General features: G+C 62.3%; 27 protein-coding genes and 1 tRNA gene. 11 read left to right on the top strand and 17 right to left on the bottom strand.

The window, feature by feature from the left end; all coding sequences use genetic code 11:
* Positions 1-4: 4 nt before the first annotated feature.
* On the bottom strand, positions 5-955 hold the full coding sequence (locus tag KBC96_10905; protein ID MBP6964902.1) for a GNAT family N-acetyltransferase: 951 nt from the start codon (positions 953-955) through the stop codon (positions 5-7).
* A 143-nt stretch (positions 956-1,098) separates the two neighbouring features.
* On the opposite strand from KBC96_10905, the gene KBC96_10900 reads away from it, so the two are divergent.
* Entirely contained in the window at positions 1,099-1,278 is a 180-nt protein-coding gene (locus KBC96_10900; protein MBP6964901.1) for a zinc-ribbon domain-containing protein, read from the top strand.
* Here KBC96_10900 and KBC96_10895 read toward each other — a convergent pair.
* A complete protein-coding gene (locus tag KBC96_10895; protein MBP6964900.1) occupies positions 1,265-2,038 on the bottom strand; it encodes a TatD family hydrolase in 774 nt (257 codons plus the stop codon). The genes KBC96_10900 and KBC96_10895 overlap by 14 nt on opposite strands.
* A gap of 13 nt (positions 2,039-2,051) precedes the next feature.
* A complete protein-coding gene (locus KBC96_10890) occupies positions 2,052-2,867 on the bottom strand; it encodes an alpha/beta hydrolase (GenBank protein ID MBP6964899.1) in 816 nt (271 codons plus the stop codon).
* 316 nt (positions 2,868-3,183) lie between these two features.
* On the opposite strand from KBC96_10890, the gene KBC96_10885 reads away from it, so the two are divergent.
* Both KBC96_10885 and mraZ read left to right on the top strand, forming a co-directional pair.
* Complete coding sequence (locus KBC96_10885; protein MBP6964898.1) at positions 3,184-3,816, top strand: hypothetical protein; 633 nt, start codon at positions 3,184-3,186, stop codon at positions 3,814-3,816.
* A gap of 20 nt (positions 3,817-3,836) precedes the next feature.
* Positions 3,837-4,271, top strand: coding sequence for a division/cell wall cluster transcriptional repressor MraZ (gene mraZ, locus KBC96_10880; protein ID MBP6964897.1), 435 nt, complete (start codon positions 3,837-3,839; stop codon positions 4,269-4,271).
* 295 nt (positions 4,272-4,566) lie between these two features.
* On the opposite strand, the gene KBC96_10875 is transcribed toward mraZ, so the two are convergent.
* From KBC96_10875 to KBC96_10810, 14 genes are all read right to left on the bottom strand, one after another.
* A complete protein-coding gene (locus tag KBC96_10875; protein ID MBP6964896.1) occupies positions 4,567-8,043 on the bottom strand; it encodes a hypothetical protein in 3,477 nt (1,158 codons plus the stop codon).
* 119 nt (positions 8,044-8,162) lie between these two features.
* On the bottom strand, positions 8,163-9,317 hold the full coding sequence (locus KBC96_10870; protein ID MBP6964895.1) for an aminotransferase class I/II-fold pyridoxal phosphate-dependent enzyme: 1,155 nt from the start codon (positions 9,315-9,317) through the stop codon (positions 8,163-8,165).
* A 131-nt stretch (positions 9,318-9,448) separates the two neighbouring features.
* Positions 9,449-9,928 carry an Lrp/AsnC family transcriptional regulator gene (locus tag KBC96_10865; GenBank protein ID MBP6964894.1) on the bottom strand — a complete coding sequence of 160 codons (480 nt, stop codon included), beginning with the start codon at positions 9,926-9,928 and terminating at the stop codon, positions 9,449-9,451.
* Positions 9,929-10,056: 128 nt separating this feature from the next.
* Positions 10,057-10,623: a hypothetical protein gene (locus KBC96_10860; GenBank protein ID MBP6964893.1), complete on the bottom strand. Its 567-nt coding sequence runs from the start codon at positions 10,621-10,623 to the stop codon at positions 10,057-10,059.
* Positions 10,624-10,698: 75 nt separating this feature from the next.
* The gene (locus KBC96_10855) at positions 10,699-12,279 is read right to left on the bottom strand and encodes an alpha-L-arabinofuranosidase (protein ID MBP6964892.1); all 1,581 of its coding nucleotides are present in this window, start codon (positions 12,277-12,279) and stop codon (positions 10,699-10,701) included.
* A gap of 91 nt (positions 12,280-12,370) precedes the next feature.
* Positions 12,371-12,462: transfer RNA gene (locus KBC96_10850), tRNA-Ser, on the bottom strand.
* 162 nt (positions 12,463-12,624) lie between these two features.
* Positions 12,625-13,374, bottom strand: coding sequence for a periplasmic heavy metal sensor (locus KBC96_10845; GenBank protein ID MBP6964891.1), 750 nt, complete (start codon positions 13,372-13,374; stop codon positions 12,625-12,627).
* Positions 13,375-13,475: 101 nt separating this feature from the next.
* Positions 13,476-14,654 (bottom strand): M48 family metalloprotease, encoded by a 1,179-nt coding sequence (locus KBC96_10840; GenBank protein ID MBP6964890.1) that lies wholly within the window; start codon positions 14,652-14,654, stop codon positions 13,476-13,478.
* Between the two features lie 378 nt (positions 14,655-15,032).
* Positions 15,033-15,821, bottom strand: a complete 789-nt coding sequence (locus KBC96_10835; protein ID MBP6964889.1) for a hypothetical protein — start codon at positions 15,819-15,821, stop codon at positions 15,033-15,035.
* Between the two features lie 241 nt (positions 15,822-16,062).
* Positions 16,063-16,908, bottom strand: a complete 846-nt coding sequence (locus KBC96_10830) for a secretin and TonB N-terminal domain-containing protein (protein MBP6964888.1) — start codon at positions 16,906-16,908, stop codon at positions 16,063-16,065.
* On the bottom strand, positions 16,835-17,698 hold the full coding sequence (locus tag KBC96_10825; GenBank protein ID MBP6964887.1) for a zf-HC2 domain-containing protein: 864 nt from the start codon (positions 17,696-17,698) through the stop codon (positions 16,835-16,837). The genes KBC96_10830 and KBC96_10825 overlap by 74 nt, the downstream gene beginning before the upstream one ends.
* The gene (locus KBC96_10820) at positions 17,688-18,260 is read right to left on the bottom strand and encodes a sigma-70 family RNA polymerase sigma factor (protein MBP6964886.1); all 573 of its coding nucleotides are present in this window, start codon (positions 18,258-18,260) and stop codon (positions 17,688-17,690) included. Before KBC96_10820 ends, KBC96_10825 begins: the two co-directional genes overlap by 11 nt.
* A gap of 51 nt (positions 18,261-18,311) precedes the next feature.
* On the bottom strand, positions 18,312-19,073 hold the full coding sequence (locus KBC96_10815; protein MBP6964885.1) for a secretin and TonB N-terminal domain-containing protein: 762 nt from the start codon (positions 19,071-19,073) through the stop codon (positions 18,312-18,314).
* A 178-nt stretch (positions 19,074-19,251) separates the two neighbouring features.
* Positions 19,252-20,103, bottom strand: coding sequence for a sugar phosphate isomerase/epimerase (locus tag KBC96_10810; protein MBP6964884.1), 852 nt, complete (start codon positions 20,101-20,103; stop codon positions 19,252-19,254).
* A 130-nt stretch (positions 20,104-20,233) separates the two neighbouring features.
* Here KBC96_10810 and KBC96_10805 point away from each other — a divergent pair, with 130 nt between their 5' ends.
* The 8 genes from KBC96_10805 (at position 20,234) to KBC96_10770 (ending at position 25,472) form a co-directional block, all read left to right on the top strand.
* Complete coding sequence (locus tag KBC96_10805) at positions 20,234-20,908, top strand: hypothetical protein (GenBank protein ID MBP6964883.1); 675 nt, start codon at positions 20,234-20,236, stop codon at positions 20,906-20,908.
* Positions 20,905-21,606, top strand: coding sequence for a DNA repair protein RadC (gene radC, locus KBC96_10800; GenBank protein ID MBP6964882.1), 702 nt, complete (start codon positions 20,905-20,907; stop codon positions 21,604-21,606). The genes KBC96_10805 and radC overlap by 4 nt, the downstream gene beginning before the upstream one ends.
* A 105-nt stretch (positions 21,607-21,711) precedes the next feature.
* On the top strand, positions 21,712-22,143 hold the full coding sequence (locus KBC96_10795; GenBank protein MBP6964881.1) for a hypothetical protein: 432 nt from the start codon (positions 21,712-21,714) through the stop codon (positions 22,141-22,143).
* Positions 22,133-23,089 (top strand): WYL domain-containing transcriptional regulator, encoded by a 957-nt coding sequence (locus KBC96_10790; protein MBP6964880.1) that lies wholly within the window; start codon positions 22,133-22,135, stop codon positions 23,087-23,089. Before KBC96_10795 ends, KBC96_10790 begins: the two co-directional genes overlap by 11 nt.
* 48 nt (positions 23,090-23,137) lie before the next feature.
* Positions 23,138-24,295: a C39 family peptidase gene (locus tag KBC96_10785; protein MBP6964879.1), complete on the top strand. Its 1,158-nt coding sequence runs from the start codon at positions 23,138-23,140 to the stop codon at positions 24,293-24,295.
* 144 nt (positions 24,296-24,439) lie between these two features.
* On the top strand, positions 24,440-24,712 hold the full coding sequence (locus KBC96_10780; protein MBP6964878.1) for a 30S ribosomal protein S20: 273 nt from the start codon (positions 24,440-24,442) through the stop codon (positions 24,710-24,712).
* Between the two features lie 104 nt (positions 24,713-24,816).
* Positions 24,817-25,203 (top strand): hypothetical protein, encoded by a 387-nt coding sequence (locus KBC96_10775; GenBank protein MBP6964877.1) that lies wholly within the window; start codon positions 24,817-24,819, stop codon positions 25,201-25,203.
* A complete protein-coding gene (locus KBC96_10770) occupies positions 25,203-25,472 on the top strand; it encodes a hypothetical protein (protein ID MBP6964876.1) in 270 nt (89 codons plus the stop codon). The genes KBC96_10775 and KBC96_10770 overlap by 1 nt, the downstream gene beginning before the upstream one ends.
* Positions 25,473-25,737 lie beyond the last annotated feature (265 nt).

Here is a 25,737-nt window from a genome sequence, read left to right as displayed (position 1 = left end):
TGTTCTACAGCGACTTCTTCATCACCGCGTGGCGGCGGGTTTCGCGGAAGCCGCCGTGCATGTAGACTTTCGCGGCATCGTCGGTCGTGGACATGAACCAGGCGTCGTGGATGCCAAGCGCCTTCATTCCGTGCAGGCACTTCAGGAGCAACACGGCCCCGATCCCGCGCCCGCGCTCTCTTTCGTCAACGCCAAACGGTCCGAAGCGCTCATTCTCGTGCTGACAGAACCCGAGGCACCCACCTCCCTGCATCGCGACGTAGATCTCGCCGCGCTCAAAGTGGCCCATCGTCTTGCGCACCATGGACTCCCGCAGGTAGCGCTGCCAGTCGCCGGGGAAGCACTCCCTGAGGTGATCGAGCAACGGGAGAGTGTGCTCCGGTCTGAAGACCTCGAACACGAGTCCCTCCGATGCGAGTCTGGCCTCCTTCTCGACGATCCAATCAGGAGTCTCCAACTCCAGCAGGTTGGAGTCCATGCTCAGCACCGTGATGGGTGTGGTGAACCCCTGCTTCTCGAAGAACCCTATCGCGCCGGCATAGGCGACCTGATCCACACCGGGCACGAAGTAGTTCGGCGCGAAGGTGCCGACGATCGCCGCCCTGACGCCCCTGGACTCAAAGTAGGACCTGACCTGCTCCCAGAGGCGCGTCGCGATGCCCCGGTGCCGGTACTCGCCGTCAACCGCCAGCAGGGTGATGTAGCCCCGGTCGAGGTCCGGCGCCTGGTCCTCCATGAGATACTTCCGAACCATGCCGCACATGAAACCGACGATCCTCTCGCCGTCCTTCGCGACGGGCGCCCCACTCGCGTCGAAGTTCAGGTCAAGCAGGACTCGCCGCTGGAAGTTCGCGCTGGTGGTCGGATCCGCGGTCATCTCGCGGTTGAGGAGGGAGACGACCCCCTCCAGATCGTCGGGGCCAAACGGGCTGATAGCGATGGTGCCTGTTGACAAGTCGGTACCTCTCACGGAAGACGTTGCCCAATTGTACTCTCGGGGATGCAGTTCGTCAATTGCAGGCTGTGGCCGGCAAGGTTTCCGCGACCGATATCCGGGTATATAGAATCCACAATACGCGGCCGGCGGGAAGGAATGGCATGATGCCTGAAGACAGGATACGGAAGTGCAAGGAATGCGGACGCGACTTCGTGTTTACGGCAGGGGAGCAGGAGTTCTACACGCAGAAGGGGTTTCAGAACGAACCCGCGCGCTGCCCTCCTTGCCGCCACGCGAGAAAGAAGGACCGCGGGACGGAAGCAGGCGCTACCCGAGCTTGAAGAGCCGGACCGCGTTGGCCGTAGTGACCTCGGCGGCTGTCGTCGCAGGTATGCTTAGCACCGACGCCAGCGCTTCGACGACAAGCAGGATGTAGGCGGGCTCATTCGTCTTCCCGCGATGCGGATGCGGCGCAAGATAGGGCGCATCGGTCTCGACGAGAAGGCGCTCCAGAGGCACACGAGAGACCGTCTCGCGAAATGAGGCCGCGCTCCTGAAGGTAATCGGGCCCGCGATGCCCAGAAAGCACCCCAACTCCAGAGCCCTGCGAGCCATTGCGTCGTCGCCTGAGAAGCAGTGCAGGACCGCGCCGCGCGGCGGGACACCCTCGTCCTCCAGTATGTCGAGAGTATCTTCGGCGGCTTCCCTGCTGTGAATCACCACCGGCAGGCCGACCTCGCAGGCCAGCCTGATATGCAGGCGGAACACCTCGCGCTGGGTCTCCCGCGGGGAGTGGTCATAGTGGTAGTCGAGTCCGGTCTCCCCGACTGCGACGACCTTCTCCTCGCGGCAGAGCGATTTCAGGCGCCCCTCATCACCGGGAAGCATCCGTGAAGCGTCGTGTGGGTGAATCCCGACGGTCGCATATACAGCCCCGAACCCGCAAGCCTGTTCGACTGCCGTCTCGCTCGACTCCATGTCGAATGCCGCGCAGATGATGCGCCCGACTCCCGTTTGGGCGGCGCGCTCGAGAACTCCGCAGATGTCGCCGGCAAGATCGGGATGGTTGAGGTGGCAGTGGGTGTCTACGAGGGACAACATGCGGGCAGTCCGATCATGATATCTCAGCCAGGCAGTCGGTAAGGAACTCGTCAACGACTGTGTTGAACTGATCGTGCCGCGTGAGGAAGCAGAAATGAGCCGCGCCCTCGATGACCTCCAGCGAGGCGTTCGGAATGCCCTCGTACAGCTGCTGCGCGGCCGACAGGAACTCCGCCCGGTCCTTGGCGCCGGCAACGATGAGGGCAGGCATACCCAGTTCGCACAACCGTTCCCGCAGGTCGGTGTGGCGGATGATGCGCTCCCGCTGGTTGATGGTCGTCTCGCTGGTGTGAGCCGCCTGACGCGCCACGGTTCGTACCGCGCTGATCTCGTCGGTCATTGCCAGCACGCCCGACGTCTTTCGACCCAGGAAACGCGCGATCTGAACCTTGAACGCCGCACCGAAGGACCTGTGGAAGGGATGGCTGGCCGAGGAGGTCCACGCGATAAGCCTGTCCGGAGAAATGCCGGGAGCGGAAGGATAGCCTGAGATCAGAACGAGGGCCTTCGCCATCGCCGGGTATCGCAGGGCGAACTCGAGGGCGACCAGACTTCCGAACGAATGTCCGCAGATCACCGCGCTGTCCAACTCGATTCCTTCGATGAAGATCCTCAGGTCCTCCACCAGCAGGTCGAGAGTGTAATCCGAAGCACGCTTGAGGCCGCGCCGCAGGTCATAGCTGATCACCCTGTAGCTGTCCGAAAGTCCGTGGAACTGAAACCCGAACTCCTCCTTGAACTCCGTTATGCCGGGGATGAACAACATGGGCAGTCCAACGCCGGACTCCTGGTAGTCTATGGTAAGGCCCTCTACTCGAATCGTAGGCAAGACGCAACGCTCCTCAATGGGCTGATTGCCCGTCTATCACTTATTAGGATACGCAGGAACCGGACCGAAAGTCAATGACCCGCGTGCATTTCACAGACCGGGCAATCGGTAGTCCAAAAAAGTTCAAAAAGTATTTCGCTCCCAAGCATTGACGCCCGTGTTCGCCATGGATATAATCAGTGGTGATTGGTGGTAGGAAGTGGTATGTATTACCACAGTTGCTCCGATTATTGCATTATTAGACTAGTCGGCGGCAGGAAGTGGAAGGATTGGAGCCGAATATTGCTGCGGCAGACATCATGGGGAGTCTAGGACTATGCCACGTCAAGTTGCTCCGACCAGGTTCGTAAGGCAGATCAGCATAGAGCAGCAGCCCAAGGGACTCCGGGCCGTATATCTCGTCGAGGCCGGAAGCGACCGGGACGAGCGGGAACTGGCCCGGCTGTTCGAGCAATTCCAGCCGCTTCTGGAGAGTGTTGAGTTGTGCAGCGGCAAGCTCGTCGCATACGCCGTGAAACTGCAAGGCGACGACCAGTCGATACTCGACGAGATCGAGGAGATGCTTCGGGCCAACTACGCTTTCGTGATCCTCCATCGGTCGTTCGATCAGTTGATCTACGACATCGTCCGCGAGCTCTGCAAGGACTCGGGCAGCAGGTTGACGCCCGTGCCGAGATGCGACATCTGCAGGCGCGCGGAGCCTTTCCCTGACGTCACGGTCGGCTTCGCGGACAGTCGGGGCGAGAGGATATCGGCTCGCGGTTACTGCGCCACCTGCGCCGCCGAATCCGGCGGGCAGAGCAACAAGGAGTTCGTAATCTCGCTGCTGCAGGCCGACAGAGGCAAGTTCGACGAGGTTCGGAACGTGAGGCTTGTACGAAGCCGTTCGAAGAAGAAGCTGGCCTTCCGCATAGAGTCGGACGCCGGGCATCAGTTCATGATCGGTTAGAGGCGGACAGGGGTATTTCGGTGTTCTCGGGAGCATACTTTCACTCCGTTGACAATAAGGGGCGAACGGTCATCCCCGCCAAGTTCCGGGCGAGGCTGGGCGAGCGTTTCTACCTCACCCGGGGACTTCACGGCTGTCTGTGGATCTTCGCCGAACAGCATTGGGCCGAGTTCCAGAAGAAGCTGACACCCCGATCACTCCTGGACAGCGACGCTTTGAAGCTCGAGAGGTACTTCCTCGGCTCGGCGGTCGAGTGCACGCCGGACGGTCAGGGCCGCATCGGCATACCCGAGCCTCTGCGGAACTACGCCGGGATTGACGGGGACATCTGGGTGGTCGGGCTGGGCACGCGCGTGGAGGTGTGGTCGAGCGCCAGGTGGCAAGAGTTCAACAACAACCTGACGGACGACGTAATACAGGGTCTCGGCGAGTCTCTGGACCTGGGGTGGTTCTAGAGCCCCGGGAATGCGGGACGGGACATTGACAATCCGATCCGGGTATCCGGTATACCGTGCTCCCCTTGCGCTGGAAATACCCGGAATTTCATATCAAAGGCGGGCGGACATCGTCTTCTCTCACCCACGGGAGTCTGTGTCCTCCCGCCATTTTTTGAGGGCCATGGACTGCGGACGGGGGAAGAACGGGATGGAGTTCGATCGCACTATCTGGAGGGGCAGGAGTACAACTCCTGCCCTAACGTCTTTCAGTCTGCTTGTCGCGACCTGAGAGTAACGACAGGCCGGCAACCGGTCACTGAGGCTTCTCGAGCGTAATCGCGAGGATCTTGAGACCCGGGGTGTTCGGCAGGCGGATCGCCGTCAGGTCGGAGGATGCGTCGGCCCGGATCTCGTAGTGGTTCAGGTAACACGCCTGACCGCGCTGGTCGCCCTCGGGCGAATGGCGGTGAAGGCAGGCGAACCCGACGCGCTCTCCGAACTTCGGCGGCGCCTCCCACGAGCTGAACTTGACCGGCACGGAAGCCGTCTTCGATCCGTAAGAGAGTCCGAAATCCGCCGATACGTCCTGAGCCGCCGCAGCCAGGATATGTACCGTCGAATACTTCCCGGACTTGAGAGCCAACGTCTGGCCCGTGCACGTGACCGCGTTGTTCGCCCCGTCGAGCTTGGGCGGATACCTGAACGAAATCCGCCGCGACGACTCGAGGCCGGACCCGTGCCGGGCGCTCCACAGGCCGCTCGACCAGAGCGCGCCGTCGAAGGTCTTCATCAGCACCTGCGGCGGCATGAACTCCGCAGGAAACGTCAGCCCCGCATCAAGATCGCCGTTCCTCCGGTCGGTATCCCAACTGATTACGTCCGCATCGAAGGCCTTGGTCAGATCCTGCGCCGCGAGCCTGCCCTTTGTGACGTTCACGGGAAGGATGAGCGTGTTCCCGCCGCGCGTATTCGCGGCCGTCGAGGCGTACTTGTCGCCGCTCAGCAAGTCCCAGACCAGGTAGTACTGCCCGTCGTATGGCGGCGCGGTGACCTGGGCTTTGACGATAGCCTGCTCGCCGGAGCGGACCGCGCCCGGCAACTGCGAACGGCTGCCGTCCCAGACCGCTTCCGTGCCGTCGAGGTAGTACCAGTGATACCCGACCGCGCAAGCGGCCTTGTCCCAGGCATCGGGGCCGGTATTCCGCACCGTGAGCAGGACCGTATACTTCCTGCCCGCGTTCATCTCCTCGGGCGTGTCGCTCTCGACGAACCTCGGACCGAGATCGTCCGGCGTGACAGCGACCGCCTCAGAGGTCTGTCCGACCGCCGACGAGGCGAGCCACTCTGCACCATCGTGCACGTCCCACTTGAGCCGATAGCCCCAGAGATCCTGCTGAGTCCGAGCCGGAAGCGGCGCGCCGTCACTACCGACGACCGCCACGGGCACGGTGACCTCCACGATCCGTCCCGGCAGGACCTCAGCAGGAATCGAGGCGGCTAACTCGTTCGAGGCGATCACCTCTATCCGGTCATCTGAATCTGCCCCGAGGTGGACCGATGCTCTCTGCCAGCGATATGCGACCCTCGCGCCGGACGGCCAGGCCGTAGGGCCGTCGTTGCGGATACTGAGGGCGACGGAGTATGAGGCGCCGGACTTCATCAGCGTCGGGGCATCCGATCCAACCAGAGTGAACCCGGGCCGGCCGGTCAGGGAGACCTTGACCGGGACGGTCAGCGGCGAGTCGCCCGCGTCCGTAAACCACTGGTCGGCGCCCCGGACAAGCTCCACGCGAAGCTCGTAATCGCCTTCCTCCAGAGCCTTGCGGTCCTGGTCAACCACCATGATGCCGACGGTCTTCTCGATGCTCCTGCCGGCCGGGACGAGTTCCTGGAGAGGCACGCGGATACCCGAGTCGGCGAAGAGCCTGCCGTCCTTGTACCAGCGCGAGGCTATGAATACGCCGTCGCCCGGGTTCCACGGTCGGGTCCCGGCGTTTCTCATGGTCAGCTTCACCTGATGGATCGCGCCGGGATACATGACGGCCGGAACATCGTGTTTGATGAACTTGGCATCGTACGGCCTCATGCCGTTGAAGCGCAGCATGTTGATCTTGGTGAGGCTGATGTACCGGATGCCGTACTGGCGGCTGGCACAGATGTCGCTGCCCTCGTGAAGCTCGTTCCATCCGTCCACGATAACCCAGTTCGGCGACTCTGCGGACAGCGAATCCCAGTCCCTGCGATACGTGTCGCCGAACATGCGACTTCGGATCTGGGAGTTACGACCGCGCACGGCGGAATCATCGTAGCCGGCACCGACCCCGGCAATGTCAATCCAGCCGGTGTCATCGTACTTCAGGCCGAGGCCCGCCGCATAGTCCGAATAGCCGTCCATGACCTCCGCCTTCGGTCGGTAGTCCGACGATCCAACCCACACGAGTTTCCCGCCGAAATCCTCGGCGTAACGGCTGTTGCAGTATTCGACGAAGCTCGGATCGAGGTCGCTGAACCACGAGGCCGTGTAGAGGACGACGATGTTCGCCGATCCCCCGCCCTTCTCCGGCGGAAGCTGGAACGCCGCGCGGAACTCGTCCGGCACGTGCAGGAAGAAGTCCTTGATCATGCCGTAGAAGGTCTGCTTGACCTCGTCGCCGCGCAGATCGGGCTTGCCGCCGTACTGCGAGTTCATTGAGGTGGTGTCGAAGAACATGCCGACCAGCGGGTAGTCCCGGCCCTCGGCCTTGAGTTCCTTGAGCGCCTGTACCATGCAGTCGAGGCCTTTGGTGGCGAACGCCCGCTTGTTGTCAGCCGAACCCCAGTAGACCGGGATCACAACGTCAATGTTGGCCTCGCGCACGTCGGCGAGTTCGTCCTTGTGCCACTGGACCTGGTCGAACGAGAACCACGGGCCCGCGCCCTTGATTGGCTGGTTGGTGAGTTCGCTGCTGCCGTCGCTGTAGACGACGTGCCCGAACGGCGCATCCTTTCGCGCGTCCCCCTGGTACCAGTAGAAGTAGTGAGTAAGGGAGAGCTTCTCCATCGCGTACTTCTGCTTTTCGGGCGGGAGCGGCACCGGAGCAGGCTTGGTCATCTGGAAGCTGAGGTCCGTGTTCCACTCCCTCGCGCTGAGGACGCCGTCAATCACCGGAGCGCGACTCACCACCTTGCGGCTGACGACCGCGCCGTCCTGGATGGCGATGATCGTGGGCGAGTTGGTGAACTTGATGCGCGACCACTTCGCCGGCACCTGGATATCTTCCTCCGTCTTCACCTCCGGCGAGAAACTCACGAAACCCAGCCGATCGCCCTTCATGCGGCAGACCAGGTTGAACCCCATTACGTCGCCGGGCTCCGGAGGGGCGCCGACCTCTTTCCAGGGGATGGCAAGCTCGATCGTGTAGCCGATATCCTTGTCGTTCGGCTTGTTCAGAGTACCCTGGACCTTCCTCGCGAACTTGAAGCTGTAGATCGGCTTGGGAGTGGGCGTGCCGTCCTGCCCGACGATCCAGCTCGAACCACCGCCGGCGCTGATCGACATCTGAAACGTGTTAGGGCTTCGGTCGGCGGCGCGCTTGTCGTCCGTTTCGAGGAATATTTCGACGGCATCGTCCTCCCACGGATTCGACATGTGCTTCGTATTCTCGCTGCGGACATCCGGATCCTGAACCTGCACGGCGGCGTATAGGTAGAATGCGTCCCACGTGGTCATGCAGGTGATGCGGTCCGCCGCCAAAGCCGACGCAGAGAGGGCGATCATCAGAACGACGATGAACAGGCGTAATCGAGGCATTTGACCTAGTCCTTTCAGCGAGCATATACGAAGGCAAGACGACAATTGTTACACGTCCGACTGCTGACTGGAACAGGCACCTCGAGCATGAGGCCGGTGTCCTTTGTCCAGGGGGACCGCTAGAGATTGCTCATGAAACGGGCGGTCCGCTCGAGGGCCTGCTGGATGTTCTGAAGGCTGGTAGCATACGAGCAGCGCACGTGACCCTCTCCGCAGTCGCCGAACGCGCTGCCCGGCACGACCGCGACCCGCTCTTCGTGAAGCAGGCGCTCGGCGAAATCCTCGGAAGTCATGCCGGTTCGTCGAACGGACGGGAACACGTAGAACGCCCCCTTCGGCTCGAAGCAGTCGAGTCCGATCTTGTTCATGCCGGCAGTGATGACCCGGCGTCGGCGGTCGTACTCTCGGAGCATGTCCCGGGTATCGGAACTGCCGTTTGTAAGCGCCTCGAGCGCCGCCATCTGCGCGGTGATCGGAGCGCACATCATGATGTACTGGTGGATCTTCATCATTGCATCCAGCACGTCCGGGGCACAGCAGGCATACCCGATGCGCCATCCGGTCATGGCGTATGCTTTCGAGAAGCCATTCAGCAGGATTGTCCTCTCATACGCGCCGTCGAGCGAGGCGACGCATGTATGGCAGACCCCGTAGACCAGTTGATCGTATATCTCGTCCGAGATCACGAAGAGGTCGCGGGCGGCGGCGATATCCATCACGGCCTGCATATCCTCGCGGGACATGACCGCACCGGTGGGATTGCTGGGGAAGCTGAGAAGGATCGCTTTCGTGCGCGGAGTGATCGCGGCCTCGATCTGCTCGGGGGTCGGCGCGAAACCACTCTCAACAGTGGTAGGGACGGCAACCGGCGTGCCGCCGGCGAACGTCACGCACGGCTTGTATGCGACGAACGACGGCTCGGGGACGAGGACCTCCTCGTCGGGTTCCAGGATCGCGCGAAGGGCGAGGTCAATCGCCTCGCTGACGCCGACGGTGATCAGCACCTGGGATGTCGGATCGTACCTGACTCCGTAACGATCTTCCAGATGATCCGCGACGGCCTCGCGAAGCTCGATCAGGCCGTAGTTGGATGTGTAGGTCGTGTAGCCCTTCTCCAGCGAGTAGATGCAGGCCTCGCGGATGCGCCAGGGTGTCACGAAATCCGGCTCACCGACGCCGAGGGAGATGACGTCCTCCATCGTGAGCACGATGTCGAAGAACTTGCGTATGCCCGACGGGGGCACGGATTGTACTCTGCGTGATATGTTCGGCATTTCTCAGGAAACCTCGCTTGTGATTGTACCGTAGGGAGTCCGGCGCCCCGACGACTCCCGCCGCCGGGGCGATCCTGGCGACGGGGCGTCAGGGCATCAGGGCGGCCGGCTGCTGGATGCCTGCAGCCGGCCTACGGTGCAACGGCCAAGCGACGGTCCGGAGGAGGCTGTTCAAACGTATCGCCGTCCTGCTTGTAGGTCTTGAGCAGGAAGTGGGTGGCAGTGCTCTGCACGCGATCTATCGTCGCCAGCTTCTCGGCGACGAAGAACGCCACCTCTTTCATGCTGTCACCCTCTACGACTACGCGCAGGTCGTGCGTACCGGAGACCAGATAGACGGAGTGAACTTCGGGATAGCGGTAAATGCGCTCGGCTATGTCGTCGAATCCGACGCCGCGCTCCGGGGACACCCCTACGTCGATAAACGCGAAGACGCGCTCCTCGCCGACCTTCTCCCAGTCTATGACGGTCTTGTACCGGCGGATGATGCCGTTGGACTCGCATTCCTCGATGACCTTGCGGACCTCGTCGGCCGACTTGCCGGTCATCGTGGCGATCTCCTCCGGGCTGAGCCTCGAGTCGGATTCCAGTATCTTCAGAATATCTCTCATGGAGACGGTCCTTCCTCGGCTTACGCGTACCTGCAGCTAAGAAGCATTGGCCGGTCAGAGACACTTCTCGACACTGGGAAACCGATGCTTCGCTCTTGCCCGAATATAGCAGTAAGCTCTCCTTGCTGTCAACCTGAACAGGGCTTCGGGCGAGGCGATCTGACCCTCCGGCCGCAGATCCCGTCGTACCTCGATTCCAGTTCCTTGAAGGTCATCTTGAGAAAGCTCGTAGGCAACTCCGATTCCGGGAGCGAAAGATACTCATCGGCCAGCTTCTGCATCATTTCATTGTACTTCCTGCGAGAGTGGCCGTGCGCGTAGTTCCTGCCCGGAAACCGGCGGATGTCGCCATCGAACTCCGGGCCGATGTGATACAGTTCGTGGAAGACCGTCGTGATCTTCGTCCGGAAATCCAGGTCTGCGAACCGAGGGAGCGCGAAGTACACCAGGTACAGCATCTCCGCTCCTCCAACGTGAATCTCCGGCATCGAATACGCGCGCCCCCGACGCTTCATCGTCGTCGCGCCGTCCTTGAACCTGAGAGGCATGACAGACGCGTAGACTCCTCGCGCGCCCGGACTCCGCGTCCGCATCGAGGCGACGACGACGCGGTCCATATCAACGCGAGCGAAGTCAGGGCAGTGCGCGACTATGTGTCTCAGGAGGCACTCCATCGCCTCGGTGTAGTCGAACATATCGAGTCCTCAGTTGTCAGTTGTCAGTCATCGGCGGCCAGTCGAGCGTAATGGCTGCTGAAGACCGATGGCTGATCACTGCAACTCCAGCTCCAGCATCGTAATCGAGGCGGGCAGGAACCTATGCTTGAACGTGCTCCCGGTGACCGCGAGCGGCGACGAGATCAAGACGACCTCGTTCGGCTGCTCGAACGTGTTGTGCGCGTGTATGTCTCCGCCGGCCAGCACGGTCTGCCGTCCCCCCGTGACCGTCACGCCGAGATCGACGTCGGTCTCGACGGCCCGGCGGACGTCGGTGTTGACGACGGAGATGTGCATCTTCTTGCCGGAGACCGATGCCGATCCGAGCAGGCTCGCGAAGGTCCGTGCCTGATCGCCGACTTTGAAATCAACGATCGGCGACGCGATCTCGATGCCGACTCCGGTCGCTCCCTGGTGGACTTTGTACATCTCGTACACGTAGAAGTTAGGCGTAGCGACGAACTTCGGCCCGTCCGCGAGGAATAGAGAGTGCAGGTTGCTCACGAGTTGGGCAACGCACGACATGGCCACCTTGTCGCAGTTGCGGTTGAAGATGTCGAGAGTGATGGCGGCCACCTCGGCATCGCGCATGGTGCTCATCTGCTCGAAGAGATGCGCCCAATTGATCTCGGTACCGGGCGGGTGCCAACAGCCCCACTCATCAACGATCAGCTTGATGTGGTGCTCAGGATCGAACTCCGCAAGGGCGTTCCACTGGTCGTTGACCAGCTTCTCCATCTCGGCTCCTCGGGCGATTAGCTCGTACCACTGGTCCTCGGTGAACTCCAGCGCGCTTCCGGTAGATCCGCAGTAGTAGTGCGGCGCCCAGCCGTCAATCGGAGCGCCGGCGTAGTCTCGAAACTTGGTGAAGAAGCGCTTCGTCCAACTCACGTCGTTCCCGTTCGGCCCGCAGCCGATAAGGTAGAGCGGCTTGCCGTAGCCGGGGAGCCATGTGCTGAACTTGCGGTACTCGGTGCAGTAGTCCTCCGGGGTAAACGTGCCGCCGCAGCCCCATGCCTCGTTGCCGACGCCCCAGTACTTGACGTCGAACGGCTCCTTCGAGCCGTTCTTCCCGCGGAGTTCAGCCATGGTCGTTCCGCCGGCGGGGGCGTTGCAGTACTCGATCCACGACTGGAACTCCTCGACCGTGCCTGCGCCGACATTGCCGGCGAGATACGGCTCCGCGCCGACAAGCCTGCAGAAGCGGACGAACTCGTGCGTGCCGAAGGTGTTCGGCTCGGTGACATCGGACCATCGGCCGTACCGCTTCGGACGCTGATCAGCAGGGCCGATGCCGTCCATCCAGTGGTACTTGTCGGCGAAGCATCCGCCCGGCCAACGGATGACGGGCGGACTCAGGCGCTTCATGTAGTCTACCAGGTCCCTGCGTATGCCGTCTATGTTCGGCACATTCGAGTCCTTGCCGACCCATATGCCGTCGTAAATCACCCCGCCGATGTGCTCGGTGAAGTGGCCGTATATGTTGGGGCTGATCGTACCGATAGCGCGATCGGTATGGACGGTGATCTTCGCGCCGGTCATCGAAGGATCCCCTTTCTCCGCAGCTGCGGAAGGATATGCCAGTACAAGGAACAGCGCGACTGAGCAGACGGCCGTCCGGACGGAGAATGCCACGATATGCCTCCTCAGGAGAGTGGAAACAGGACTAATCTTCCACCTGCGCGGCTGACATTCCTTGTGGTAGCGAAGGGGCGAGGCATGTAAGTGGCGGAGCGGGTGGGATTCGAACCCACGAGCGAGTCATCCCCGCTACACGATTTCCAGTCGTGCTCCTTAGACCAACTCGGACACCGCTCCGTACGTTCGGGCACGCGGGATTCTATCACATACGGGGGCCGGAGTCAACGCGTCGGAGGCGTCGCCGGGGGATTGCCAATGAGACAGCAAAGGCAGGCAAGCTTACCGCTTGCCTGCCTTATTATTCGTTCCTTGCACTGACCTGCGGCAGGCCGCATGCCACTACCGGTTGGGCGGAGGAGCCGAAGGCGTCATGGGAGCGCCGGGAGCCATGCCCCCGGATCCCGGCATTCCGTCCGCCATGCCCGGACCGCGCATCATGCCCTGACCACCCATCACACCCCGGCCACCCATCATGCCCGGGGCACCCATCATGGGGCAGGAGCCGGTGCAGTTGCCCATCTGCTGGTGAAGCATCCGGGTCTGCTCCGGGGTGAGTATCTTCTTTCCGGCCTCGAATGCCCGAATCCCGGCCAGCTGAAGGTCACCCTGCATGCGATTGATGTCCCGCACCTGGGTTTCTACCTTCTTCATGTCCACGTTGTTCGCCATCAGCATAGTATGGAGATCGATCTGCTTGACCTGAATCTGGCTGTTCAGGCTGATCATCTCCTTCTGGTACTCTGTCATGCTGGGTCGCAGTCGGCTCATCTGGTCGTCAGTCAGTCCAAGCGACTGGATGTGCATCATCAGGCACTGGTCGGGCGCCATGCCACCGCCGCCTATCATGCCCTGACCGCCCATCATGGGGCACATGCCGCCCATCGCCCCGGGACCCATCATTCCCTGGCCACCGCCCATGCCGCCCATCATGCCGCGGCCCATGCCTCCACCCATCATTCCCTGCCCGCCCATGCCGGGCATCCCCGGCTGGGGAGCCATGCCGCCACCCACATTGGGATCGTTCTGGCCAAGAACCGGCAGCACTCCCAGAAGGAGCATCGCCACAACAACATACAAAATCCGTCTCATCTCGATTCCACCTCCGTGTTTGGGGATCACACAGGGTATACCCACGCGGAGGATGCGCGCCAAACATACTGAGGGCCGAGCATGGGCACAAGAGCCCGGGATCAGTACGTGGCCAAAACCGTCTGACGCCATACGAAGGTCCGGAGGGTCTCTGCGGCCTGCTCGGCGAGTTCCGCCGGACTCTTGCCACTCAGAGCGGCGTCCTGCTCCGTGACCGCGAACACAGGCTCGCCACAGACCGACACGGTACGCCCGTCGGAATCGAGCTTGATCCGGCGAATCGGAGGCTCCTGATCGAGCAGCCGGTTGATCCCGGCGGCGATGGCATCGGCGCGCTCCTCGGCGGTGAGTACGCCGCCTACCGGAGCGGGGCGGAGGATCACGCTGCCGCCGAGCTTGACACAGCATTCCCGTCTGCCGTCAACCTCGATCTTCTCCGCGACGGCCTTGACCGCGTTGGTGACTTCACGCCGCCTGAGCGGCAGCCCGAGTCCCTCGATCTGTGCGATGATCGCCCGGGCGCGGTGGGTCGAGAGCGGGTGAGTGCGGAAGATACCCATGTCCATCTGAGGCTTGGCGGCGTGGTCGCGCGCCAGGCGCTCCATGAAGGTCAGCAGACCGACCGGGTTGTACCCCGCCGCCTGCACATAGGCTATCGCCGTGCGGTCGGCATCGGCCTCTGCCTCCTGACCGTATCCGCTGGAGAAGGCGATCCTGACGAGTTGGGCGCCGACCAGCACGTGACCCAGGTCCTTCGTGTCAACATTGCCGACTATGCCTGCGAGGAGGACGAGTGCGATGCGCGTGTCGAGCCGGCCCTGCTCTCTGATGAGATAGGCCATGTGGTGGTGGGCCGCGTGTGCGATCTCGTGGGCGAGCACGCCCGCCAGTTCGTGGTCGGACTCGACATAGTCGAGCAGACCCTTGTGGATGTATACGTATCCCCCCGGGAGGCAGAAGGCGTTGACTTCATCGGTGTCAATCACCTTGAAGGTGTACTTGAACTCGGTGATCGAGCCCGTGCCATAGGTTGACGGCACCTCGAGGGAATTGGCGGCATGGGCGACCGCAGCGCCGATGGTCCTGACCCTGAGCAGGATATCCGGGTCTTCGACCAGCTTGATGTTCTTCTCGACCTCTCGGACAGCCCTGCGCCCCATCAGAATCTCGGCGTCTCCGATACTCTGCGCGGGCGCCGCGGATGGCAGCGCCAAGAGGACCACGAATGCAAAGACGAATAATGGAACGGTGTTGACCAGGGCGCGCGTTACGAATCGCATAGCGGCACCTTCCTCTCATGCATCGGCGAACCGCCCTTCAATCGGGCGATATCGCAGGCGACAGGAAAAACTCCCTGTGCATTGCCGGAGGTGTCTTCCAGCGGCATGAGGTCATCATGCGGCAGGTCCGATACGGGTGAGGGTGAACGCCAACGGCGTTATACCCACGGACTCCCGTCCTGGAAACGGACCTGCATATGCCGCCGGAGGGTGCCCCTGTGACCTCCAGTGACGAGCGATCTGCGTCGGACCTGCGCGTGAGTGATGCGCAAGGGCCGTCCCGCACCGGGATGCACGGGGTGGCTGCAGCCCGGTGCGGTATTAGTCATGTAGCGATTTCGGATCGAATCAGCGTTACAACTGCCTGGTTACTGCGGATCAGCGTCTGCGACGGAATCGGACACCCATCGCAAGCCCGATCACGCACGAGCCGAGAGCGATCATCCCCGACGGCTCAGGCACGGGAGTCCCTCCGCCGCCGCTGAAGACGGCCGATGCCGCCGCGGCAGTGAGAAGGCCCGGCAGGATTGCCTTGCTGAGCAGTGAAGCTGCCGACGAGAACTCCACCGGCGGCACGCCCAGGACTTCGACTTGCGGCTCAGGCACGGTCATCTGCTGCGCGATCACCGGGGCCTCCTGAACAGGAGCCTCGACAACCGGCGGCTCTGTCGGAAGCTCGACGACCGCAGGCGGCGCTTCCGCCGGCGGCAGGACGATCTCCTGCTGCACAGGCTTCACCTGCGCAACCACCTGTGGCAGCGTCTTGACAAGCGGGTTGCCGCACTCGAGATCCATGATGGGTCTACCATCAGGACCGAACAGCATCCTGCGACCTGCCTTGAAGGTCTTCTGATGCACGAGGATGCGGTCACCCTTTGAGATGTAATAGGTGGTGTACTTTCCCGTGCTGTTCAGCTGACCAACTCGCAGGTTCGTCCTGACGTATGCGGCGAGCTTCTCGGCATTCATGAAGAAGAGACGCGAATACCTCTCTGCAACACGCTTGTCGGTCTCGATGAGCCTCGCCAGATCCTCGGGATTACTGACCGGCTTGGTCAGGAATGATCCCGGGGGCATCCCGACGCGCGCCGTCGCGGCCTCGCAGGCCACGGGGTGGCAGAGCATCAGGACGCAGAGTAACGCTCCGATCCAATGATGAACTCTCATATGGACCACGACCTTTCCGCCCGGTCCTGCCGACCTCATCGGTCGGCGGACAGGGCCGGTACTCACGTGGTCATATTGCAAGTTTCGGGCCAAAAGGGCGTGTTTGGGAAAAAAAGGCGCGGAAACAGGGGAAATATTTACTAAGCAAGCCTTCACTAAGCGTGGGGATACTCAGCAAGCGGTCTGCATGCATCCGTTCGAGGACGGGTCTTCAGGAGTAGACGGTATTGTCCGAACCGCTTCAGTTGGTCGTCGCGGCCCGAGTCCGCCCGCCGCACTGAGGACAGTAGAGCCACGACGGATCGAGAGCCCGCCCGCACCTGCCGCAGACCGGCGCGGTCTCGAGCTGATTGCCCGGCTTCGCGCCGATGCCGGGAACGTATGTGAACGGCAGGGCGCCGTCCGGCGGACGAACCGAGTAGGTGCTGCCGATATGGGCAACCACGAGACCTGCGCTCCTGCCGAGGGCCTGGACGGCCTCGTCGAGGGTAATGCCTCGCATGCGGGCGCTGATTCTCGGGCCGAGAGGACCGGCCCAGGCGCTGTCGAGGCCCGTGTCTATGACATAGTTCTGGCCGACCGATTCGAATATGCGGTGCATGGCCTCCAGCACGTTGGCCTTGTCCAGCAGAATGTCGAACTTGACGCCCTTCTCAGTACCCGACGGCTTCACATCCATGGTGCCGATGGGCGGCTTGGCGGTGAGCGTCGGAGCGCGTGTCATAGGCACCATCGCGACGACCGGCGGCTTGATCGGCTCGATGAAGTAGGTCCGGTTCTCCCTGGAGGCCGTAAGCCCGGCGCTGCGCAACACGGTCTTCACCGCCGTATCGAGAGGCACATCCTGCAGGGTGACGTTAACTGTGCCGCTGACATCCGATCCCTGGGCGACCATGTAGTTGCGACCCGTGCCGGCGAGCAGAATATCGAGGGCCTGCAGTATGCCGGTATTGGCGAGTTGAAGGTCCGCGATTCGGGGCTCGTCATCGGCAGCCTTCACGGCCGCCACATTCTCAACCTGCCCCGACGCCACACCGGCGCAGATCACCACAAGCAATGCCGTAAGCATGATCAAGCGGCTTCTCATCTATCGAACTCCTCTCGCGCTCGTCCTGGTCAGAACCAGCGCTTTCGCTGCGGAACTCTACTCTGGCGTTCTCTTCTGAGTCGCCTTCGCGGCGGATGTAGACGGAGAGGCCTGTCACCTCGCCGGTAGACTCATCGGTTGTGCGTATCGAATAGGAACTCGGGCCAGGCTCCTCCGCCGCATCGGCGGGCGTGACCGCGAGGCCGTCCATGCCGTCGCCCAGCCCGGGGTGATTGTAGACGACGAGGTACTCGATGGCAGGCTCGGGCACAAGTGCCTCGGGAGAAGCAGGCGGCGGCGCGGGCCTCTCCCTCTTCGTCGGGTACTTCCTCGCGACGATCCGCTTCGGCCTCGGGGCCGGGCGCTCAGGCTCCGATGGCAGCGCCGGTTTCGCCACCTCCGACTGATCGGATGGAGCTGGCTCCGAGGGCATATTCACGACCGCCGGACGATCAGAGCCGCCCGTCGGAGGCGCCTGCTGATTCGAGACGGCAAACGCAAACCAAGCAAGACAGAACAAGACTGGGACGACCGCCGCCCACTGCCATCCGAGGCGCGGAGAACCGACCGGAGTGGCACTGACCCGACGCTTGACCTGCGAGAGGACATCGGGGGCGGCGAATACGGTCATCGGGGATGTCAATGCATTGACGGATGCCTTCTCGGCGGCCAGTTCTTCCCGGCAGAGCGCGCATGAGGATACGTGGTCGCGAACCGTGCGGGCGGTCCTCTCACTGAGGCGACCGTCAACGTAGTCGGAGATCAGAGCGGAAACTTGCTTACACTTCACTGCCGACACCCCCCTGGGTATAGAGCTTCCGGAACGCCTGCCTTGCCCGATAGAGCCTGATCCGAACCTGATCGAAGGAGCATCCCAGGCTCTCAGCGATCTCATCATAGGAGAGCTGCTGAAAATAGTACAGAACCATGACCGCCCGATACTCGGGTTTCAGCCTGAGGACGGTCTGTCTGACCTGCTGCTCCAGAAGCCCGTCGGAACGCGGGCCGCTGTCTGACGGAAGGTCGAGGGGCAGCTCGCCCGCCCATTTGGGCTTCCCCCGCAGGAAGTCCATGCACTTGTTGACCGCGATGCGGTATAGCCAGGTCGAGAACTTGCTTCGGCCGCTGAACTTCGGCAGCGATTTCCAGAGCTGCACGAAGGTCTCCTGCACCGCATCCCGCGCATCGTCAGGATCGCCCAGTATCCCCAGACAGGCATTGTACACGAACCGGTTGTGCCGATCGTACAGTTGATCGAATGCATCGGCTTGCCCGGAGGCAAACGCCCGGACCAACTCCAGATCGGGATCGGTCGCTCGGGCAGCCGCCTCCGAGCTATCGCGAAAGCCCATGCACGGATCACTCCTGTCCAGGATGACGCGCGACTCCGCCGTTACGGGTGACTACCATCGCCTGCGGATTCCGGTGTTGCCAGTGCCATAGGTGCCTGTACCGCCGAACCCACTCATCCCGCCGTAACTGCTGCCGTAGCCTGCCATGGCGCCGCCGTAGCTGCTGCCGTAGCCGCCCATGCCGCTTCCGTAGCTGCTTCCATAGCCGCCCATGCCGCCGGTCATGCCGTAGCTGCCCATTCCGCCCATTCCACCGTAGCTACTCATTCCACCCATTCCACCGTAGCCGCCAATTCCTCCGGTCATGCCGTAACCGCCGGTGTATCCGCCTCCGCCGAAACCGCTGCCGCCGCGGTACTCGGCGCCGAAGATCGCGCCGATCTCCATGACGTCGGCGAAGTTCACGCGGATCTTCTCCAGCGAGGTCGTACGTGCGATCTCGGTCTCTTCGGCCGCAAGAGTCGGGGCCGTCTCGACATAGGCCTCGACTTCTTTCTTCGGACCGATCATGTACGTGTCGTTCTCACGGCGCATCGTGAGGCCGGCGCTGCGAAGTATGATCGCCACGGCCTGATCGAACGGTACATCCGTGAGGTTGACGTTGACCGTGCCCTGAGTGCCGCCTTCGAAGGCATAGTTGACGCCCGCTTCGCGGAAGATCATGTCTATCGCGCTGCGGACCGGGGTGTCCTGCAGGCTGATGGTGACCCGCTTCTCTCCGGCCCCTGCCTGCTGCGCGACCGCCTGGGCCGACATCAGGAAGACCAAAGCCGATGCTATCAGATAGAGTGAAATGCGCTGTCTTGCCGCCATCTCGGATTCCTCCCTTCGACGGTGCGCGAGCGTCATCTCGCCCGCGGGAGGCACGCCCCGCCACTCCGGGTGGTGCCTTCACTGATTAGACGCGACCGCATCATTTCACGTTACACTTATTAGTCGGCCGGACACCGCTTTTTGTTCGCCGGGCACCGGAAGGTTTCGGTGGCACGGATCACAGGATCATGGGGCGCAGGTACTCATAGCCGAGCTTGAGGCCGTCCGCGCGCTTCGGGCCGGAGAACACCCCGTCCTCGTGCTCGATGGCGGTTCCCCCGTCGTATCCGATCTCGTACAGGACGGAGAAGAAGCCCATCCAGTCCACCAGGCCGAATCCCGGTATGCGGTAGCGCCACCATCCGCCGCCGAAAGAACCGTGCTCCGCCAGCTTGTCCTCCATGATCTCGGTGTCCTTGAGATGGACGTGGTGTATCCGCGAGCCGAAACGCTTCGCGGCGGACAGGTAGTCTGCCTGCTGCCAGACCAGATGCGAGGGATCGAACTCGAGGCCCAGCGCGGGCGAATCCACCGCGTCGAACATCATCTCCCATGCCGTCGGGCTGAATCCGAAGTTCACGCTCCTGCACGGCGGGATCGCGCCAAAGCCGGGCCAGTTCTCGAAGGCGACCTTGACGCCGCTCGCCTCCGCGATGCGCGCAACCTCCGAGAAGGTGTTCGTCCAGAGCTTGACGTTGTCTTCGAGTCCCGCGTCAGGGTCTCCGCCGGTGAGAGTCGCGACCACCGGCACTTTCATCGCGGAGCAGAACTCGATCACGCTGCGATAGGACTCGATCCGCGCCTTGGGATCGGCCGGGTTGCCGCGCTCGTAGTGGGCGATCGCCGTTACCGTTATACCGTATCGGCCGGCTAGTTCCGACGCGCGCGCGGACGCTTCCGCCCGCCGGTCAGGCGACTGCAGATCGTCGGCCGCCCAGGACTTCGCATGCACCTCAAGGCCGTCGAAGCCGATGTTCGAAGCCAGCTTGAGTTCGTCCTCGCTGAAGTTGGTCAGGTATCCGAGTTTCATGTGTGGCACCTCCCGCGCCTGTAATAGCGCTATCATTCTAGGGCCGGAACACCGCGCCGTCAACCTCTGTTGACACGCGGGGCGTCACGATGGTATACCGAACGTGCCGACGTCTGGCGGGAGGAAGGATATGAGCGATACAGAAAGACGTATTGCAGGAGCGTGCACGCTCTGCGCGCTGATTGCGTTGCTGGAGCTGGCGGGCGGCTGCCGGAAGGAAACCGCCACTGCGCCACCGGAAACGGCCGCCGGGAAGCCCCCCGCCTCCGAGCAGGTAGTCCCGAAGCAGGCGAAGGTATCGAAGCCCGATGAGGCATCGCAAAAAGCCCCATCCGAGCGTTCCGTGACCGATGAGAGGCCGGCAGAGACGCCCCCGAAGGCGGACATTGACTCGCACGATCCGAAGTACGCGAACGGCTCCACGCCGAAGATCGCGGCGGACGGACGGCCTGTCACCGTGCTCTACTATCCTCCACATATGTTCAACCTCGCCCTGACCGACGGGGGCGCCGACAAGGTGTCCGTGGCATTCGGCACCGTCGTGCTGGTGGGAGATGCCGGCAACAAGCTCGCGGAGGTGCGAATCGCCTTGAGCGACAGTTCCAAGGGTCTCGGCACAACGGGCTACGAGACGCTGGCGGTCATCGAGCCGGACAAGCTCAGGAGAGGCAAGACGTGGCGGGGATCGAGGGCGGGAATGAACATCACCGTCGAGGCGCTGGACTACGGCCGGTGGGAGGAGTCGGTACTGCCGGAATCCGATATCGGATGGATCAAGCTCAGGATAAGGGCCGAACAGCCATGACCGACGGACGGCGCACCCTGACCATCAAGGAACTTCCTGCCGACGAACGACCCCGCGAGAGGCTGCTCAAGTACGGGCCCGAAGCGCTGTCGGACTCGGAACTGCTGGCGATAATCCTGCGAGTCGGAGCGGCCGGATACTCGGCCGTCGGCCTGGCGCAGAAGATGCTGGCGGACCTGAACGGGCTGAGAGGAATCGCCACGGCAAGCCTCGGGAACTTCGAGCGGATTCACGGGATCGGCACGGCGAAGAGCGCGCAGATAATGGCGATGGTCGAACTGGGCAAACGGCTCGCCGCCAGCGTCGCCGAGAGCAGACCGGTCATACGCGACCCGGCGGACGCCGCCGACCTCCTGATGCCGGCCCTACGCGACCTGACCCAGGAGCAGTTCACAGGCCTGTTCCTGAACACCAAAGGCGAGGTCCTGAAGACAGAGAGAATCACCGTCGGGACGCTCGATTCGAGCCTGATAAGCCCGAGAGACCTGTTTCGGAAGGCCCTGGGATGGGGGAGCGCGTCGGTGATCGTGGCCCACAATCATCCCTCCGGCGACCCTACCCCCTCGCAGGAGGACATCACCGTAACGAAGCGCCTGGTGCAGGCCGGGGAATACGTGGGAATCTCCGTTCTGGACCATCTGGTCATCGGCGACGGCCGGTGGGTGAGCCTCAAGGAACGCGGATTGATGCAGCGTTGATAACTCGACTGTTGATCTGATATACTCTCATGGAATATAGAGCATGGGTATGCAAATCCGACCCATGCCGCAAGAATGTCTGCCTTGGGGGGAACTGCCGGAAACATGGAGCATGACGGCCAATCGAGCCTCGGCGTAGAGGAGAGCCTGGTCGCCGCCGCATCGTATCTCGGCTTCCTGGGCCTGATCATCCTCATCTTCGAGAAACGCAGCCATTTCGTGAAGTTCCACTGCGTCCAGTCAATCCTCGCATTCGGACTGCTGACGTGCCTGTGGCTGACGGTCCGATGGATTCCTTTTCTCGACAGGTATTTCTGGTGGGCGCCGGGCGGAATCGCGTTCGTGTTCTCGTGCTACATGATGATCAGGGCGCTGTACGGCGAGGAACACAAGCTGCCGATCATCGGTCACATAGCGTTCACGACCATCTACCACACCGGGCCGGAGTACGAAGACGTTCTGGCCGAGCCAGCCGAGAGCAGGGCCGGCGAGCCGAAGCCCGTCGAGCCCGGCGCGGGGACACACCATGACTCTTGAAGAACAGTTCGGGCGCCTGATACGGATACTGCAGCTCATCGAGAACGAACCGGGCAAGTGGGACGTCGCGGGGTTCGAGGTCGAGTTCGGCGTGGGGACCGCCACCATCGAGAGAGACATCCGCATCCTGCGAAAGTGGGGCACGATCAAGCGGCGCAACGGGTGTTTCGCGGTGAACGATCTGAAACTGATGCCGTCGGCCTTCACGCCCAGCGAGGCGCTCGCGCTGGTTCTCGCCGGGCACATCGCGGCCGATCGCATCCGGATGCCCCCGACGGATGCGGTTCGCAGCGCTCTCAAAAAGGTCAACTCCCTGCTGTCCGACCAGGTGGACTCGACCATACGCAAGATGAAGCGCCGCGTATCCGTCGGCATTGACCTCATCCGCGAGTGCAACACCGAGACCCTGAACGAGATCAGCAAGGCTGTCTCCGGCCACAACCCGCTCGACATCACATACTACGTGCCCAGCCGGGACCAGACGACCAAACGGTTGGTCGAGCCTTACGGGCTGACGTTCCGTTTCGGCTCCTGGTACCTGATCGGATACTGCAAACTCAGGAACGAGATACGCACCTTCGGGGTGGACCGCATCAGGGGCATACGGGTGCGCGACGACCATTTCAAGTATCCGGCCGACTTCGATCTGGAGGAGTACCTCAATCGCGGCTGGCAGCTACAGGCGAACGCCGAGCCGGAGCATGTGGTGCTGAGATTCAGCAAGAGCTGGGCGAAATGGATCTCCGGCTGCAAGTTTCACCCGAACCAGAAGATGACAGAGCAGGAAGACGGATCGCTCCTGTTCGAGGTGACGGTGGCCGGAGTCGAGGAGATCAAGCACTGGATACTGGGGTTCGGCGACCGCGTCGAGGTGGTCGAACCGGCAAGCCTGCGCGAGGCGATCGCCGAGACCTGCGCGCGCATGGCTGCGATGTACGACGATTGACTCAGGAGCTCCGAGACAGCTTCGTAGAGAGGGACGTGCAGTAACCACATGAAGACGGCAGCGTGCATTGCGGCGGCTCTGACAGCCTGTATGATCAGCGCGTACGCGGACTCGGGACCATCACGGCGGCTGTTCAGATTCGAGACCAGACGCGACTTCGCGGCGATGTTCTGCTCCGGCGCGAAGTGGGACTCATCCGCGAACGGCATCGTCTTCCGCGAGAAGAACGCGCCCGCGGACGAGAAGGGCATCCCGATGGGCAGGATCGAGTCGGGAGACCTCGAGCCGGGTTTCGGATTCGACGAGGTCGTGCTCTCGTGGAATGCCGACACGCCGCCGGGGAGCTACCTCAAGATCTACGTCCAGGTCCGGAGCGGCGAGGTCTGGAGCCGGTGGTTCTGCTACGCGATATGGAACCGGGACAACATCCCCATGAAGCGCATGAGCGTGCGGGGGCAGAGCGACCACATCGCGTCCCTGCGGGCGGACATACTATACCTCAGGCGGCCCGGTGATGCGGTCCGGGTATCCGCCAGTCTCTGCTCGGCTGAGGGAGCCGTCTACCCAACGCTCAAGTCGCTGACGGTCCACGTCATGGACACGAAGGCTGCCTTGCCCCGCGCCCGCGCGAGGAAGGATGTGTGGGGGAAGGACCTGGACGTGCCGCAGCTTTCCCAACTCAGCGTGCCGGACGGCGGGCGGTTCTGCAGCGCGACCTCGACCGCGATGGCCCTGAGCTACTGGGCGCAGGAACTCAACCGGCCCGACCTGACGTGCGGCGTCCAGCAGGCGGTGGACGGGATATACGACATCGGCTGGGGCGGCACGGGCAACTGGACATTCAACACCGCGTTCGCGGGCGAATACGAGGGAATCCGGGCGATCGTCACGAGGTTTGACAGCCTTAGCGACATAGAGCAATGGATCGCGGCGGGGGTCCCGGTCATCGTGAGCCTGGACTACAACAAGCTGCGGGCAAGAGACACGACCGAGCGTTCCGGCCACCTGATGCTGGTGCGCGGGTTCACGGCCGGAGGAGAGGTCATCCTCAACGACCCCGCTACGAGGCTCGATCTCGGCAGGAGCGGGCGGGTCGTCTACAGCCGCGAGGCCCTCGAGGCGTCATGGCTGAAGAACCCCGGCTCCTGGGGGACGGTCTACCTGGTCTATCCCGAGGGATGGAAGATCCCCCGCAATCGGTGGTAGGGGTTCGCTCTTCGCACTTCCGCGGCTCTTGCCTTTTGGGATCGAACCTGCTATACTATGTCGTCCGGTCCTAAGCTTGACCCGTTTCCTGAGCCGACTGGCTTCGGCTCGCTCAGTTTCAGATGACATTTGGGGGGAAGACCATTGCCGAATATCAAGTCCGTAATCAAGGACGTCAAGAAGTCCCGGGAACGCCGGGATCGCAACGTCGCGACCAAGTCGAAGATCAAGACCTTCGTCAAGAAAGCTCACTCGGTCTTCGAGGACGGCGATCCCGAGGCGAAAGCTAAGGTCGTTTCGGCGGCCGAGAGCGTCATAGACAAGGCCGCCGAGAAGGGCATCATCCACAAGAACGCCGCCGCGCGGCGAAAGTCGAGGCTCATGCGCGCCGCGAACAAGACCCAGTCGGACTCATAGTCTTCAGCAGAACCTGACCTTCATCGAGCCCGGATATCCTCGTGGTGTCCGGGCTTTGTTGCGTCAGGCCCGGATCTACCCGACGAAGGAAGCGGCGATCGGCGGTGGCCGGGACGGACTCCGTCAGGGCGGTCGCTGAGCGGAAGGTCAGGTTCTACCAGGCCCGGATGCGCGGGTTCATCAAGGACACCGGGCGGTTGAGGCAGAGGGATAGGGAGCGGTTTGTTGTGCCAAGGTCTCGGAGCCTTGGATTGCCATACGAGGCGGCTCCCAACTCAGCGATTGACAGAGAGAATGAACATGGTACAATAGTACAGAGGCGCGTCTATGGTGCGGACGGGAGACCCGTCAGAGATATTGACCTGACCGCTCATGGCAAGCCGAAGACGCACAGAGTAGTACCGCATGTACATGACTGGATTGACGGCGAACGACAGCGCGAATGGAGAGACCTGACAAAGAGCGAGAAGCGATCGCTTGGGATAGACTGATGATCATACATCCGTTCCCTGAAGGCGACGAATACGAGAGCGTGCAGGAGATGGTCGATCAGATCAAGATCGGCATCGAGATAGAGTTCAAGTTCGCCGGCAAGGAGTGGGCGATCTTGCCGCAGGTTGGCAACTACTGCATCTATGAGAAGCACAACGAGGAGTCGTACCGCGAGTTTGCTACGATCGAGGAGATGCTCGACGGCTACAAGTTCGACGGCAAGCCGCTTCGGGATGTGGTTACAGATTTGAAGGTGATCTGGCACTAACCCAGCAGTGCAAGTAACGTGACATCGAGCCTTCCCGGCTGGTACGGGAGGGCTTTTTGTATGGGCTGGTGAGCGCGGAATTCTCACCAGATGATACAGCCGACGGGCTCTAAGCGGGAGGTTTGGGACATGGTACTGAGGTCTGACGAATGGCGGGCCTTCTTCGACGCGGAGGACGGCGGGGGCAAGGGCTCCGGCGGTTCATCCGGCGGAGGCGGCGGTAGCAGCAACCAGAACGCCACTGGGGGCGGGGGGAACGACGCCG

Source organism: Armatimonadota bacterium (assembly GCA_017993055.1).
In the GTDB taxonomy this organism is placed as follows: Bacteria; Armatimonadota; UBA5829; order DTJY01; family DTJY01; genus JAGONM01.
This window is presented reverse-complemented; position numbering and strand designations above follow the sequence as displayed.

Coding starts and splice junctions, on each gene's coding strand:
- KBC96_10785 (MBP6964879.1), top strand. CDS start 23,138: ATGAAGACGGCAGCGTGCATTGCGGCGGCTCTGACAGCCTGTATGATC.
- KBC96_10895 (MBP6964900.1), bottom strand. CDS start 2,038: ATGTTGTCCCTCGTAGACACCCACTGCCACCTCAACCATCCCGATCTT.
- radC (MBP6964882.1), top strand. CDS start 20,905: ATGACCGACGGACGGCGCACCCTGACCATCAAGGAACTTCCTGCCGAC.
- KBC96_10820 (MBP6964886.1), bottom strand. CDS start 18,260: ATGGGCTTTCGCGATAGCTCGGAGGCGGCTGCCCGAGCGACCGATCCC.
- KBC96_10900 (MBP6964901.1), top strand. CDS start 1,099: ATGATGCCTGAAGACAGGATACGGAAGTGCAAGGAATGCGGACGCGAC.
- KBC96_10845 (MBP6964891.1), bottom strand. CDS start 13,374: ATGAGACGGATTTTGTATGTTGTTGTGGCGATGCTCCTTCTGGGAGTG.
- KBC96_10770 (MBP6964876.1), top strand. CDS start 25,203: ATGATCATACATCCGTTCCCTGAAGGCGACGAATACGAGAGCGTGCAG.
- KBC96_10810 (MBP6964884.1), bottom strand. CDS start 20,103: ATGAAACTCGGATACCTGACCAACTTCAGCGAGGACGAACTCAAGCTG.
- KBC96_10790 (MBP6964880.1), top strand. CDS start 22,133: ATGACTCTTGAAGAACAGTTCGGGCGCCTGATACGGATACTGCAGCTC.
- KBC96_10870 (MBP6964895.1), bottom strand. CDS start 9,317: ATGCCGAACATATCACGCAGAGTACAATCCGTGCCCCCGTCGGGCATA.
- KBC96_10815 (MBP6964885.1), bottom strand. CDS start 19,073: ATGGCGGCAAGACAGCGCATTTCACTCTATCTGATAGCATCGGCTTTG.
- KBC96_10830 (MBP6964888.1), bottom strand. CDS start 16,908: ATGAGAAGCCGCTTGATCATGCTTACGGCATTGCTTGTGGTGATCTGC.
- KBC96_10840 (MBP6964890.1), bottom strand. CDS start 14,654: ATGCGATTCGTAACGCGCGCCCTGGTCAACACCGTTCCATTATTCGTC.
- KBC96_10860 (MBP6964893.1), bottom strand. CDS start 10,623: ATGTTCGACTACACCGAGGCGATGGAGTGCCTCCTGAGACACATAGTC.
- KBC96_10835 (MBP6964889.1), bottom strand. CDS start 15,821: ATGAGAGTTCATCATTGGATCGGAGCGTTACTCTGCGTCCTGATGCTC.
- KBC96_10795 (MBP6964881.1), top strand. CDS start 21,712: ATGGAGCATGACGGCCAATCGAGCCTCGGCGTAGAGGAGAGCCTGGTC.
- KBC96_10875 (MBP6964896.1), bottom strand. CDS start 8,043: ATGCCTCGATTACGCCTGTTCATCGTCGTTCTGATGATCGCCCTCTCT.
- KBC96_10885 (MBP6964898.1), top strand. CDS start 3,184: ATGCCACGTCAAGTTGCTCCGACCAGGTTCGTAAGGCAGATCAGCATA.
- KBC96_10805 (MBP6964883.1), top strand. CDS start 20,234: ATGAGCGATACAGAAAGACGTATTGCAGGAGCGTGCACGCTCTGCGCG.
- KBC96_10865 (MBP6964894.1), bottom strand. CDS start 9,928: ATGAGAGATATTCTGAAGATACTGGAATCCGACTCGAGGCTCAGCCCG.